Source organism: Planctomycetota bacterium (genome assembly GCA_021414025.1).
In the GTDB taxonomy this organism is placed as follows: Bacteria; Planctomycetota; Phycisphaerae; order Phycisphaerales; family SM1A02; genus SYAC01.
In genome coordinates this window covers 211,975-225,572 of the sequence record JAIOPG010000006.1, presented here as the reverse complement: position 1 = coordinate 225,572, position 13,598 = coordinate 211,975, and the positions used below count along the sequence as shown (strand labels likewise).

Genomic DNA, 13,598 nt, shown 5'->3' with positions numbered 1-13,598 from the left:
CTGGCATGAAATAGGAACCCCCATTGCATGAGTAACATTTCATGATGCGGAGGGCAATCCTTTTTCTGACGGCACTGCTGGTGGGCTCAGGCACGCTCTGCGCCGCGGACGCCGATCAGCCCCGCGCCGTGTTCGGTTCGCAGCGCGCCTCGGACTTCCTCCGCGATCTGCACATGGGGGCGGACTCACTCGACATCGTCACCATCGGCGACTCGAACGCGGGCTATCCCAATTCCGGCGGATGGAATCTGGGTCTGATCAACGCCTGCCTGGGCAAGGGATTCCTTCCCTACGCGTCGCCGCTCATGGTCGTGATGGGCAACGACCACCAGAGCCGCTCGAACGGAACAAGTTTCGGCTGGACCCATGCGACGCTCTCCCCCTCGGGAAAACTTCTTTCAGGTGCGGCGCATGGTCCCGATCAAATCAACGCCCACTATCTCCCTCGTTCGACCATGCATCCGGGCGGGGCCGCCGGCATGGACTGGGCCTATGTCGCGCCGGGAAGTTCCTGCCAAGCCCAGGACTGGTCGAACTACGCGGTGAGCCCGGCCCATGGATCGTGGTGCGAGCCGGGAACCCCGCTGATCTACCGCGTCGTCTTTCCGACTTTCCCCAATGGAAATGGCAGCCTTCAGCCTTCGGTGTGGAACGCCACGACCCATGAATTGGTGGCGCAGGCCGAGTTGACCGGCACCAACACGGGCCGATACAGCCTGGACACGGTCGAGACTCCCTTCGTGATGCCGGCTTCCTCCTACGTCGTCGCGGGGTGGAACTACAGCAACCCCGCGGTCGGCCCCGCCGGCGCGGTCTACGAAAGCGTCTACCGGCTCCGCAAGGGTTTCAGCGGCACGAACATCTACTACAACGGCGGATCTACCGTCGCGACCATGGCCCAGGACATCACTGGCGCGGGCAGCTCCTTCTGGAACTTCTACTTTGGAGAGATCCTCGCCCGGCAGAAGGCCGCAGGCGGCTCAGGGCGAGTCCTGATCTGGGTCAACGGCGGCATCAACGGCCCCAGCAGCTACCTGCAGTGGACCGGAGGCATGGAACAGATCATCGACGCAATCACCTGCGGATTTGCGCAGGCGGGAGGCGACATCGACAACCTCGCCTTCCTCTGCAGCGTCACGCACCCGACTAACGCGCCGCCACTCGCCGGGGCGGAGAGCATCTTGAGCGAAGTGCGGATGCGCGCGGAAGCCTGGCCTGACACGATGCAGCCGGGAGTCACCTATCTGAATCTCGAGAAGATCATCTCCGCGACCGACGCCGACGCGGAGAACTTCTACGCGGGCAACGGCAACAATCAGGCGCACCTGAACGAGTCGGGCTACCTGGCCTATTCCACAGGCATCCTTTCGCGGCTGCTGGACTATCCGGGTCAGCCCTGCCCTTCGGATCTCGACGGATCGGGTGAAGTGGATGGCGGCGACCTTGGCATGATCCTTCTGGACTTCGGTCCCTGCCTCGGCTGCGTCACCGACCTGGACGGCTCCGGCGAAGTGGACGGCGGAGACATCGGTTCGCTGCTGCTGGATTTCGGCCCCTGCCAGAGGACCAAAAGCCGGCCGCGCGAGCGGGAAACCCTGCCTCGTGCCGGCGTGCATCGCGAGCATTGATCGCGCGAGATCGGAATGGGTTCCCTGCGTCGCGCTTGGACGCGCGTTCGAGATTCAGCGGCCCGCCAGAGCCGTGTTTTTCAAAAGCACATTTTCGGCATACAGCCGGTCGACCGAAAAATTCGGCAGCATGTCAAGCAGCTCCAGTAGCGTCGGCTCTCCCTCGTAGATCTCCTTGTCGCTGTACTCCGCGTAGAGATAGCGCGTCTGCGCGAGCGTGGCGGCGCCGCCCTTGATCAGATCGCCCTCGGCCCCCTGCATGTCGGCCCAGATGAAGTCAACGAGACCGATCTGGTGCTCTTTGGCCCAGCTGTCCAGGCTGCGCACATTGACGGTGATGATGCGGTTGAACTTGACCCAGGGCCATAGTTCCTTGTGCTTCTTGGGGGCATGCAGGGAGCCGGACTGGTCCCAGCCCTTGAGATAATGCGCCGCTTCCTCCGGAGTGCAGTCGGGAAGTTTTCCGTTGCTGGCATGAAAGCTTGCCCGTCCATCCTGGGCTCCAACCGCCAATTCGTGAAGGGTCGCGCGGGGATCGCTGACGTTGGTCCGGAACCGCGCCGCGGCGCGGGGATCGGGCTCGAACGCGTGGATCATTGCCCCGGAAAACATCTTGAGGAACACCGCCGTGTGAAAGCCGTGATGCGCGCCGATCTCCAGGATCACCCTCGCCTCGGCGCCGACCTGCTCGCGCAGATACGCGGGGGAAACCTCGCCTTCGCTCAGTGGCGGCAGGCGATCGCGGCTCACCGCCCCACCCATGCCATGTTCTGCATCAGCACATCGTCGGGGTAGCGCTTGAGGATCGTGAAGTTGGGCAGCATGTCCACCAGGTTCTGCAGCGTGGGCTCCCCCTCGTAGATCTCCTCGTCGCTGTACTCCGTGTAGAGGTAGCGCGTCCGCGCCAGCGTGGCGGCGCCGCCTTTGATCAGGTCGCCCTCGGCGCCTTGCATGTCGGCCCAGATGAAGTCGACGGGACCGATCTTGTACTCCTTCGCCCAACTGTCCAGGCTGCGCACCGGCACCGTGATGGTCTTCTCGAATTTGACCCAGGGCCAGATCTCCTTGTGGGCCTTGGGCAGGCGCAGCGACCCGGACTGGTCGTATCCGTCGGGGTAATCCTCGGCGATGTCGGGCGTGTCGTAGGGAGGCGCGCCGCTGCTGGCGTGGAACTGGGCCTGCCCATCCTCGGCGCCGATGGCCGTCTCAAAGAGCTTGATGCGCGGGCTGCTCACGTTGGCCTTGAACTTCTTGATGGCGCGGGGCTCGGGCTCGAAGGCGTAGATCGACGCATGGGGAAAGATCTTCAGGAACCCCGCCGTGTTCCAGCCATGATGCGCGCCGATCTCCAGCACCACGCGGGCGGTGGCGCCGAGCAGGTTGTGGAGATAGAGGGGAGTGATCTCGGGGTCGGTGATCGGTGGCAAGGGCCGGCTCATCGCACAAGTCTAAACGCTAGCGCAGCAGCGACATGCCCACTTCAAAGGCGATCAGCGCAATGATGATCCACTCCAGGATCTCCATGCGCAGCTGCGACTGCGCGTCGCGGATCTTGCCGTAGATGGATTCGAGCGTCTCCACCTTGCGCAGCACGCTGCGCTCGTAGTCCTCGGTGTGGAAGCGGCGCGTGGCCGCGGAGTGCAGCCGGGCCAGGTACTGGTCGCCGTAGAGCTTAAGGGCGTTGTTCACCGCTTCGAAGATCGTGGCGGCGTCGATCTGCATTTCGGCCAGGCGGCTGGCGTCGCGTGCCGTGCGGCCGGCGAAGAGGCGGCGCCGGTTCAGGTGCTTGGCGCTGAGTCCGTAGGCCTCGGCCAGCGAGGCGTCCAGCTCGTCGTCGAGATGGCGCATCTCCAGCAGCTCGGTGTTGGCGAACTCGAGCACGGCGATGGAGGCGCCGGGATCGTCGTCCATCAGCAGCGCCGCGTTCCAGTCCACCACCGCGAGGTCGTTGGGGGCGTAGCGCACCGTGTGCGAGAAGGCGTCGGCGGTCTCCTCCTCGGAGAGTCTGCTTTCTTCCGCGCGAAGCAGACGCGCGACGAACTCGCGGTCGATCGACAGCGCTGAGCCGGCATCGGCAGGCGCTGGAATGGCGTAGATCACATAGTCCTCGACGTGCGGAGCGAGCCGGGGCTTGGTGACCGCGGCGGCGATGCGCTCCAGCACCTGCAGGGCAACCTTTCGCGCCGCCTCGGTGAGCTGCGGGTTACCGGTGAGCGCGCGGGCCAGCGGCAGCAGTGCCTCCAGCGGGCCATGGAGCGGAATCTCCAGGCAAACGCTGATCGCGCCGAAGTCGTAGATGGTGACGCGGCACTCGGCCGCGGTGTGCCACGCGGCCACCACCACGGGGTCAAGACGCACCACGCTGCGCACCGGGCGCGGGTGGAAGTCCGCGCCGGTGAGATTACGGCCGCCGCTGAGCAGTCCGCCCGAGGGCTCTCCGCCCGCGCCGGCGGCCAACACTTTTTCCGCCAGCGCCAGGTCGATGGCAAATGCGGCCTCGAAAGCAAAAAGCACATGGCACGTGGGAGACCGCATCAGACAATCCTATCGAATCACAGCGCGGCTTCGAGGCGTTCGCACAAGGTCTTGAGGATCGAGATCCTCGCGCTGTACTTGTCGTTGGCCGGCACCAGGATCCACGGGGCCAGGTCGTTGCTGGTGCGCTCGATCATGTCGCAGACCGCCTGCTCGTAGGCGCCCCACTTCTTGCGGTTGCGCCAATCCTCGGCGGTGATCTTGAAGGACTTGAACGCGGTCTTCTCGCGCGCATGGAAGCGGCGCAGCTGCTCCTCCTTGGTGATGGTCAGCCAGAACTTGGTCACCACGCCGCCGGCCTCGACGAGCTGCTCCTCAAAGTCGTTGATCTCGTGATAGGCGCGCATCCAGTCCTCCTCGGAGCAGAGCTTCTCCACGCGCTCCACCAGCACTCGGCCATACCAGGAGCGGTCGAAGATGGTCACGCGCCCGCGTCGCGGCATGTTCCGCCAGAAGCGCCAGAGGTAGGGCTGGGCGCGCTCCTCCTCGGTCGGCGCCGCAACGGGGATCACCTGGTAGTGGCGGGCGTCCAGCGCACCGGTGACGCGCCGGACCGCCCCGCCCTTGCCTGCGGCGTCGGCCCCCTCAAAGACGATGATCATCGACTTCTCCCGGAACTTCTTGTGGCGGCAGAGCATGTTGAGCTCGCCCTGGTACTTCTCGAGCTTCTTGGCGTAGGACTTGTGCGAGATTTTCGCTTCGTAGTCCAGGCTGGAAAGCACCGTGCGCCCGTCGATCGCGGGCTCGGTCAGCGCCGCGGCTTTGCTGACCGGGGGCCGCTTGCCGGCGAGCCGCTTCTTGAGCGCATCGAGCACGGTGCGGCCCACGGTGACGTATCGGTAGTTCGGATCGCTGCCCTCGACCACATTCCACGGCGCGTAGCCCGTGCTGGTCTCGCGCAGCGCTTCCTCCGAAACCTGGCGGAAGCGGTCGTAGAGCTTGTAGCGCTGCCAGTCGGTGTCGGTCACCCGCCAGCGCGTCTTGGGGTCGGATTCGAGTGACTTCAGCCGCTTCTTCTGGGCCTTCTTGGAGAGGTGGAACCAGAACTTGAGGATCAGTGCGCCCTCGTCGGCCAGCATGCGCTCGAAGCGCACGATCTCTTCCATGGCCAGCTCCAGCTGGTTGTCATTGGTGGCACCGACGACGCGATTGACGATCGGGTCCGTATGCCAACCTCCGAACAGGATGCCGATGCGCCCCTTGGGCGGCAGCGCCCGCCAGTAGCGCCACATCCGCGGCCGCTCACGCTCCTCGTCCGACATCTCGCCGAAGGCGTTGGTGAGGATGAACCGCGGGTCCATCCACTCGTTGAGGATGTTGACGGTCTCGCCCTTGCCGGCGCCGTCCACGCCGCCGATGATGATGACCACCGGGAATGTCCGGTCCGCCAGCAACTCGTACTGTGCCTTGAGCAAGGCTTCGCGCAGCTTGGGCACGGCCCGGTCATAGGCGCGGTCCGTAATGCTGTGCCCGAGCTCGGCGGATTCGAACATGGCTCGGTCATCGTATCGGAATGGGATAGACTGAGCATCATTCACGTTCGAAACACTCGAACGCACAAGGAGAATCTGATGAACACATCCCTGGTTGCGCGCCACTCGTTCGCCGGTGCCCTCGCGGTCATCGCCCTCCTCGCGGCGCACGGCAGCGCATCGGCGCAGGACAAGAAAATGCAGCACCATCAGGTGGACGACGCGCCGGCTCGCAACTGGGCCCAGGAGCAGCTGACCAAGTCGCCGCGCCACCAGGAGTGGGTGAAGGTCAAGAGCGGCAGCCGCGAGGTCAATTGCTTCGTGGTCTATCCCGAGGTGAAGGACAAGGCGACTTCGATGGTGGTCATCCACGAGATCTTCGGCATGAGCGACTGGGTGCAGGCGCTCACCGACGAAGTGGCCGAGGCGGGCTACATCGCGATTGCGCCTGATCTGCTCTCCGGCATGGGTCCCGGCGGAGGCGGCACGGCCGAAATCGCCGCCACCGGCAGCAACGCGGTGGGCCTGGCGATCCGGGACCTGCCGCCCGACCAGATCACCGCCGACCTGAACGCGGTCGCCGACTATGCGGCGAAGTTGCCCGCTGCCAACGGCCGGCTCGCGGTGGGCGGATTCTGCTGGGGCGGCACTCAGACCTTCCGCTTTGCGACCAATCGGGCCGACTTGAAGGCGGCGTTCGTCTTCTACGGCACGGCACCGATGTCCGGCCAGTCCGTCGACAAGGACGCGCTCAAGCGCATCGCCGTGCCGGTCTACGGCTTCTACGCCGAGAACGACGCGCGCATCAACGCCACGATTCCCGCGACGACCGAGGCGATGAAGGAGCTCAACAAGAAATACGAGCCGGTCACCTATGCGGGCGCGGGCCATGGCTTCATGCGCGCCGGAGACGGACCGGAGCCCATGGAGCCCACCGGCAAGAACGACAAGGACGGCGTCGACAAGCCGGCCGAGTACCAGAAGGAATTGGCTGCGTACAAAGCCAACAAGAAGGCCCGGCATGAGGCGTGGGATCGCCTGAAGAAAATACTGAAGGACATCCGTTGAATCCCATGTCGCTTCACCCATGACCACCTTCGCGCCCATCGCACGGCGGATCCAGCATGTCCAGCGCTATGTGCAGGTGCTGGAGGTGCTCGCCCGCAACGGCTTCGGGGATCTCGCCCAGCAGCTCGGACTCGACACGTTGATCGATCGCGGACGAAGTTTTCTCGGAGGCAAGTCCGTCAAGGGACATGAGCAGGTGCCGCATCTCGCGCGAATCCGAAAGGTGCTGGAGGAACTGGGACCGACCTACGTCAAGATGGGTCAGGTGCTCAGCACCCGCCCGGATTTGATCCCGCAGGACTTGGCCGACGAGTTCAAGAAGCTCCAGAACGATGTGCCGGGAGTGGACTACGAGGTCATCCACGCGAGCCTTGAGGCCGAGTTTCCCGGTCAGCTCAAGCACCTCTTTCGGTCGATCACCAAGAAGCCGCTGGCGGCCGGCTCGATCGCCCAGGTGCATCGCGCCCGGCTGCACGATGGCACGCAGATCGTGCTCAAGGTGCTGCGCCCCGGCATCCGCGAACTGACCGCCATCGACATGGAGATCCTGCGCACGCTGGCCGAGCTCGTGGAGAAGCACTTCTCCAACCTGGGCTACAGCCCGACCAAGGTGGTGAACGAGTTCGCCAAGGAGCTCAAGCACGAAGTGGACCTCACCGATGAGGCGCGCTCGACGGAGCGGCTCGGGAATTTCTTCATCGACGACGCCGACATCGTTTTTCCCAAGGTCTACTGGGAGGCGACCACGACAAACGTGCTGGCCCTTGAGGAGGTGCACGGCATCGTGCTTGCAGGACTGAAGGATGGCCAGATCGGCGCCGCGGACCGCCGCAAGCTGGTGGAGAACGGTGCCCGGGCGGTCTTTCTTCAGTGCCTGGATCACGGATTCTTCCATGCCGACCCGCATCCGGGGAATCTGATCGCGCTGCCGGGCGGGCGCATCGCCTTCATCGACTGCGGCATGACGGGCCAGGTCGACGCGCGAACTTCGCGGCAGCTGGCCGAATTGGTCACCGGCGTCGTCGCGGGCGATGTCGATCGCGTGCTCGCGGTGGCCGGGGCCCTGGGGGATGTGGACGGGGAAAAGCTCGAGGACCGCGAGCTTCGCGCGGACGTCCAGGGCATCCTCGCCGAGTTCCAGGGCACGCCACTGGACCGGCTGAACCTGGGAAAGGTCCTGCAGAATTTTTTCGCCACGCTGCGGGCGCACAAGATTCAGTGCCCGGCGGACATCATGCTGCTCATCAAGGCGCTGTCCACGATCGAGTCGGTCGGCCGCGACCTGGATCCCTCCTTCGAGATGTCCAGCTTCGTGCGACCCTACTTGGAGCGGCTGGTCAACAAGCGATACACCCCTTCGGCGATCCTGGGGCGGCTCCGGCGCAGCCTGCTTCAGTACGCCGAGCTCGCCGAGGAGCTGCCCGGGGAGCTGCACGATGTGATCACCCAGCTACGCCGCAACAAGCTGGCGATCAACCTGGAGCACAAGGGCCTGGGCCGGCTCACCAGCACCATCGAGCACGCGAGCCGAAACATCTCCTTCGCCCTGATCATCGCGGCCATGTTCGTCGGATCGTCGATCCTGATCCTGGCCAACCGCGACCAGACCTCGACCGGACTGTCGCTCATCGGTTTCGCGGGTTTTTTGGCGGCTTCCGTGCTGGTCGTGTTGATGATCGTTTCGAACCGGAAGAACCGCGGCGGATAGACCCCGCGACGACCGACGATTCCAATTCGAAGTCAGCGCCGCTTCGCCGTGGTCCGGCTGGCGCTCTTGGCGACCTTCTTCTTGACGCTCTTCTTCACGGCAGGTTTGACCCTGACCGTGGCGACCGGCTCACTCGGCGCCGGCGCAATGGCCTTGGCAAGACCCTCGAGAAATCCGCCTGCGGTCGTCGCCCATCCCCCCGCCTTGCGTCGCACGGCGTTCAATCCGTCGCGGGCGGCCTCGCCGGAGAATTCCAGGATCCGCCCATCCGCGGCGCGATAGGTCTTGCTCGCGGATTCGGCGAGCTTGGATCCGGTGCGCTGTGCCCGGGCCACCAGGACGCCAAGATCCTCGCGGAACTCCTTGGTGGTGGTGCTGGCGAAGGATTTCACGGCCTTCAGGAATTCCTCCCGCGCGGCGCGGTTCGCGTTCTCCTCCGCCGTGCGAGACGCCTCATCGGCGCTCCTGGCACCGGAGGCGCTCTTGGCGCGTGACTTGGTCTTGGTGGCGGTGGTGCGTTTGCTGGTCATGGGACGGGCTCCAAAAGAGTGTTCGATCAATTCGTCGTTGCACTATAGGCCAACCGGCGAAGCCCTGAGGTGATGCCGCGTCTCGCGTTCAACAATGGTCGGATTCATTGCCCCAACCGAGCTGCCAGAGGAGCTCCCTGCGCATCATGGCCTTGGGCGTCAACCGGAACATGGCCTCGCGCAGCGCCACCGCCATCGGAGTCGACCATCGCGCCACTTGACCGAAACGCCAGGAAAGCGAAACCATGCGGGTCGTGCGCGGCAGGCGCGCGGATTCGTAGATCGCGAGAGCCTCCTCCAGGCTCGCCGCTTCCTTCACGGAGCGAGCGAGAACCAGGGCATCCTCGATGGCGGTGCAGGCGCCCTGCCCCAGGTTCGGCAGCATGGGATGCGCGGCGTCCCCCAGCAGCGTGACACGTCCGCGGCTCCACGCCTTCAGCGGCCAACGGTCGCAGAGATCGTTGCGAATGATGGCGTCATCCGGAGTGGCGGCGATGGCGCCGGCCATGTCGAAAGGCCAGCCGCGGAACATCTCCAGCAGCTTGGCCTTTGCCCCGCGCGGATCCTCGGGCTGGTTGGGCGGCGCGTTGTGGCAGGCGAACCAGTACATGCGATCCCGCGCGAAGGGGCAGTGCCCGAGCCGCCTGCCGCGGCCCTGGACTTCGGCGAGCAGGCCCGGCTGCTTTACCTGCATCCGCACCACTCCGCGGTAGCAGGTCTGGCCGGAATAGCGCTCATCGCTCTCGCCCCAGAGGTGGCGGCGGATCGTCGAATGGAATCCATCGGCGCCGACCACCAGATCGGCCTTCGCGGATTCGTGGTTGGTGAAGCGCACGATGACTCCATCGCCCTGCTCCTCGATGCCGGCGCATTCCGCTCCGACGACCAGCGTTTCGGCCGGCAAGGCGGCGACCAGGGCCTGCTGCAGGTCGGCGCGGTGCATCACAAAGCTCGGCGTCCCAAGCTCGCGGGTGAGGGCCGTCATGTCGGTCACGCTCAGCGGCCGGCCGTCGGCGGCGTGGATGCCGATGGTGGCCATGGGCTGGGCGACGGCTCGGATCGCTCCACCAACGCCAAGTCCATCGAGCACCCGCACCGCATTGGCCCAGAGGCCGAGGCCGGCGCCGATTTCGCGGATGGCTGGCGCGCGCTCGAACACGGTTGCCGCGGCTCCAATTTTTCGCAGTGCCAGCGCCGCGGCGAGTCCGCCGATGCCGCCGCCGATGATGGCCACCTTGAGATGGGCGGGGTTCATGGGATTCGCTTTCTAGGCGTGCGGCGGCGCGACCGGCGCGTCCAGCTTGTAGCCCAGTTCGCGACCGAGCCGTCCGTAGGCGAGCCCGGCGTGGATGTCGTAGGTCAGGTGCGCGAGCATCGCCACATAGAGCGAGCCGCCGAGCCAGACCAAACCGTGGAAGCCCAGCGCGAAGCAAGTGATGATCGCCACCGACTTCCACCCCTGGACGAGGTGCGCCAGGCCGAACATCGCGGCGCAGATTGCCATTGCCGCCCATTCCATCCCGACCAGGTTGGTCAGCAGCCCGGTTTGCACGCCGCGCCAGGTGATCTCCTCGCTGACGCCCGCCAGCACCGCCACCAGGATCCACCAGGCGCGCTGCTTTGCGTTGTCCGGCATGAACAGATGCACGATGCGCACCCGCTTCTGCACGGCGCGGCGCCAGCGTGGTCTCATGACGAGCACCATGGCGATGTACATCGCCAGACCCGCCGCCCAGGTCCACAGCGAGGGCAGCTCGCGCGGGAACAGAACCATCCACTGCTCGTTCGCCGTGAAGATGGAAAACGCGCCGAAGAGCACAAGCGAATATGCCGCCGAACGGAAATGCTTCATCCGGTCCATCGGGGCCGCGTCCTTGGCGCGCAGTTGCCGCTGCCCCTTCCACGCGAAATAGGGAATGAGCAGGCCGAAGAAGATGAGATGGAACCACCCGAGCGGCGCGATGAAGTTCGGATCGAACTCGGGCATTTTCACCTCGTGCGCTGCGGAATCAGCCGCACCAGGGCCAGCCCGGCGATGAGGAGCACCACGATTCCGGCCCCGCCCCACAGAATTCGGTTCACCATCGCCACGCCGAATTGGTTCGCTTCGATCTCCGCGTTGCTGATCTTCTTCGCCTCGAGCATGGAGTCGCCGGCGCTCACCAGAGCGGTCAGCTTTTCCGCCGAAACGCCGGTTTCACGAATCACATCCTTCAGATCCTGCGCCGTCAGGCCCGCGAGGCTGTTGCCGTGGTCGAATCGGGCCGCCAGCAGGTCGAGGGCCGCAACGAGTTTCGAGATCTCGCTGCTCAGGGTCTCGGCGGACTTCATGGTGTCCCTTGATTGACCGAGCACCTGCGTCACGCTGTCGCGGTGCTCGTCGAATTCGCGGATGATCTCGGTCCGCTCATGGGCGACGCGGTCGAAAAACTCGTCGCGCTGCGCATCCAACTCCTTGGTGAGGTTGATGGCGAGCCGGTACGCCGTGAATTCCGCCTGCAGCCCGACCACGAGGGGATAGCGCGACGCGTACCAGAGGGCTCGTTCTCCAAGAAATCGGGTGTCGTCCAATGCCGATGTGACCTGCGCCACTTCCTGCAGCAGGCCGCCCGCGAGTTCGCGATCCGCCTGCGGCAGGCGATTGCGATCCCCGACGAAGTTGCTGAGCCGCACGAACGCGACCACTTCCTGATGTGGATTGGCCGCAATCCATGCGTCGATCAGCCGCTGCAATTCCTGCAGCTGGATTGGAGACAGGTACTTCTGCGTCTTCTCCACCATGTCCCTTCGGGTCGAGAACAATCGCTGCTGGACCTGCTTGACCACCTCGGTCGGAATGCCATATCCCGGCCACTCTTTCGCCAGTGTCCACTGCTGCAGTGCCGAGAGCACAAGAAGATCCAGCATGGCCACCCGCGGATTTGCCCCCACGGCGATGTCCAGCGACGAGCTGATGCTGTTGCGAAGGGCGGTCGCGGCCAGCAGCTGCGTGCGCAGGTCCGCCTGGGAACTCGATTGGACCACGGACATCGCCTCGCCCATCGCCATGATCCAGTCGTCCGCCATCATCATCACCACCGATTGCATTTCCTGGGAGTCCGCCAGCGCCGCCCGGTCGGCTTGCGACGCGCGAGTTGGAGGCGAGCCGGCGCAACCGGCGAGCCAGCACGCAGCCGGCAGCGCGATCGCGACCATGATCCGGGAGACCCGATTCATGCCGCGCAGTCTATCGCCATGATCGATTTGCGATGCGCTGACGACCTACAATGAGCCCATGCTTGATCAATCCAATTCACGGTGCGGATTGATCTTGTGCGCGGCCGCCTTCGCCGGCGGTTGCAAGCCCGCCAACGCCCCGCCGCCCGCGCCAACCGTGGTGCATCCGGAGGACAAGTTGATCGCTGAAAATGCCGAAGCGCGCGGCGAAGTCCTGATGCGGCACGAACTCGCGATGAACACCACCGTCAGCAAGGCGCTGGGAGCGTGCCACGAAATGAGCGGCAGCGGCTTCCACCGCTCCTACGGCATGCCCGGCGGCGCCGGCGGGCCGCCCTTTCTCGTGCTGGAACGAAAGATCGACTGCGTGAATCAAGCCGTGCCGGTCTGGATCTTCGCTTCGGCGTCCGAACCGCCCGGCGGAATGAACATCTCGTTCTATCCCGTCGACTGGCAGACCCGCGGCGTGCCGATCGATCGCATCGAGATCAGCATCCGCGATCCGAACTTTGTGCTGAACTTCTAGACCGCTCCGGTCAGCGCCGGCGACGGGACATCAATCCGGCGAGTCCCAGGATCGAGGCCACACCCGGCGCGGGCATGGCGGCGATGCCGGTCATGCGGTACTCGGCTCCCGAAGCATCCACTCCGAAGGCGCCGATGGTGGTGATCACATTTCCGGCGCCAACCGTGGCCAACGAGATCTGCCGGGTCAGGAACATGAGACCCTCATCGCCCTTGTAGGCCATGTCGAAATCAGTCAACGGATTGAAGTTGTTGGCCGGGACTCCTGAAAATCCCATGACCGCGAAGGGATTCCCGATCAGGTTGTACTGGTATCCGCCCGTCGGATTGTTGGTGTCCATGACATGAAGTGAACCTGTGCCGTCCGTTACCAGCGTGTCACCATCGACCAGGCCGGTGGCGTTGTTGAAGGCCAGCAGGTTGTAGCTGTTGTTCAGCAGGGCCAGATTGCCCGTGTATTGGTTGGCGCCGTAGGACACGACCAGGCCGCCCTCGGCGGTGGAGTATTCGAGCCCCTCGAAGAATGCGGTTGGGATCTGGTTCGCCACGACGGTGGCGGTCTGGGCGCCGGCGTCGATCTCGATCAACTCGGCTGAATTCGTGGTGATGAAATGGACCGCTACAAACTTGTTGTTGGTTGGGTTGTAGGTCAGGCCGTTTGTGCTGAGCCCGCTGGTGTGGCTGAAGCTGAAGAGCGCGGTCGCCGCACCGGTGGAGGTGTCGATCGAGCAGAAGGTGGTCGTCAGGCCGACCGAGCTGATGCCGTACAGCGGGGTGGTTGCCGCGGAGGCGAACGACGCGAAGAGGGCGGTGCTCAACAAGGAGACAGGAAGAAGCTTGGTGTTCATGATGGAAAGTCCAATCTTTGGTAAAGGGAAAGATGGCGCGGGAAACGTCCGGAACCCGTGCGTTCAAG

13 protein-coding genes are annotated in these 13,598 nt (G+C 64.7%); 4 read left to right on the top strand and 9 right to left on the bottom strand.

Translation table 11 applies throughout. The annotated features are described in order from the left end of the window. The first annotated feature begins 44 nt into the window (after window positions 1–44). The gene (locus tag K8R92_08600; GenBank protein MCE9619956.1) at window positions 45–1,628 is read left to right on the top strand and encodes a hypothetical protein; all 1,584 of its coding nucleotides are present in this window, start codon (window positions 45–47) and stop codon (window positions 1,626–1,628) included. Between the two features lie 54 nt (window positions 1,629–1,682). On the opposite strand, the gene K8R92_08595 is transcribed toward K8R92_08600, so the two are convergent. The 4 genes from K8R92_08595 to pap are packed head-to-tail and all read right to left on the bottom strand — an operon-like array spanning window position 1,683 to window position 5,656. Then, window positions 1,683–2,378, bottom strand: a complete 696-nt coding sequence (locus K8R92_08595; protein MCE9619955.1) for an FkbM family methyltransferase — start codon at window positions 2,376–2,378, stop codon at window positions 1,683–1,685. Then, window positions 2,375–3,067 (bottom strand): FkbM family methyltransferase, encoded by a 693-nt coding sequence (locus K8R92_08590; protein MCE9619954.1) that lies wholly within the window; start codon window positions 3,065–3,067, stop codon window positions 2,375–2,377. Before K8R92_08590 ends, K8R92_08595 begins: the two co-directional genes overlap by 4 nt. 16 nt (window positions 3,068–3,083) lie before the next feature. Continuing rightward, the gene (locus K8R92_08585; GenBank protein ID MCE9619953.1) at window positions 3,084–4,163 is read right to left on the bottom strand and encodes a hypothetical protein; all 1,080 of its coding nucleotides are present in this window, start codon (window positions 4,161–4,163) and stop codon (window positions 3,084–3,086) included. Window positions 4,164–4,180: 17 nt separating this feature from the next. Then, the gene (gene pap, locus K8R92_08580) at window positions 4,181–5,656 is read right to left on the bottom strand and encodes a polyphosphate:AMP phosphotransferase (protein ID MCE9619952.1); all 1,476 of its coding nucleotides are present in this window, start codon (window positions 5,654–5,656) and stop codon (window positions 4,181–4,183) included. A 177-nt stretch (window positions 5,657–5,833) separates the two neighbouring features. Between pap and K8R92_08575 the strand changes: the two genes are divergently transcribed. Both K8R92_08575 and K8R92_08570 read left to right on the top strand, forming a co-directional pair. Then, window positions 5,834–6,703 (top strand): dienelactone hydrolase family protein, encoded by an 870-nt coding sequence (locus K8R92_08575; protein MCE9619951.1) that lies wholly within the window; start codon window positions 5,834–5,836, stop codon window positions 6,701–6,703. Window positions 6,704–6,722: 19 nt separating this feature from the next. Continuing rightward, the gene (locus K8R92_08570) at window positions 6,723–8,411 is read left to right on the top strand and encodes an AarF/ABC1/UbiB kinase family protein (GenBank protein ID MCE9619950.1); all 1,689 of its coding nucleotides are present in this window, start codon (window positions 6,723–6,725) and stop codon (window positions 8,409–8,411) included. Between the two features lie 32 nt (window positions 8,412–8,443). Here the strand turns inward: K8R92_08570 and K8R92_08565 are convergent, their stop codons facing one another. From K8R92_08565 to K8R92_08550, 4 genes are all read right to left on the bottom strand, one after another. Continuing rightward, complete coding sequence (locus tag K8R92_08565) at window positions 8,444–8,941, bottom strand: hypothetical protein (GenBank protein ID MCE9619949.1); 498 nt, start codon at window positions 8,939–8,941, stop codon at window positions 8,444–8,446. An 88-nt stretch (window positions 8,942–9,029) separates the two neighbouring features. Beyond that, window positions 9,030–10,196: an FAD-dependent monooxygenase gene (locus K8R92_08560; GenBank protein MCE9619948.1), complete on the bottom strand. Its 1,167-nt coding sequence runs from the start codon at window positions 10,194–10,196 to the stop codon at window positions 9,030–9,032. A gap of 12 nt (window positions 10,197–10,208) precedes the next feature. Then, entirely contained in the window at window positions 10,209–10,928 is a 720-nt protein-coding gene (locus K8R92_08555; GenBank protein MCE9619947.1) for a CPBP family intramembrane metalloprotease, read from the bottom strand. A gap of 2 nt (window positions 10,929–10,930) precedes the next feature. Then, entirely contained in the window at window positions 10,931–12,157 is a 1,227-nt protein-coding gene (locus tag K8R92_08550) for a hypothetical protein (GenBank protein ID MCE9619946.1), read from the bottom strand. Window positions 12,158–12,215: 58 nt separating this feature from the next. Between K8R92_08550 and K8R92_08545 the strand changes: the two genes are divergently transcribed. Then, a complete protein-coding gene (locus K8R92_08545; GenBank protein ID MCE9619945.1) occupies window positions 12,216–12,683 on the top strand; it encodes a hypothetical protein in 468 nt (155 codons plus the stop codon). Between the two features lie 10 nt (window positions 12,684–12,693). On the opposite strand, the gene K8R92_08540 is transcribed toward K8R92_08545, so the two are convergent. After that, entirely contained in the window at window positions 12,694–13,530 is an 837-nt protein-coding gene (locus K8R92_08540; GenBank protein ID MCE9619944.1) for a hypothetical protein, read from the bottom strand. Between the last annotated feature and the right edge of the window lie 68 nt (window positions 13,531–13,598).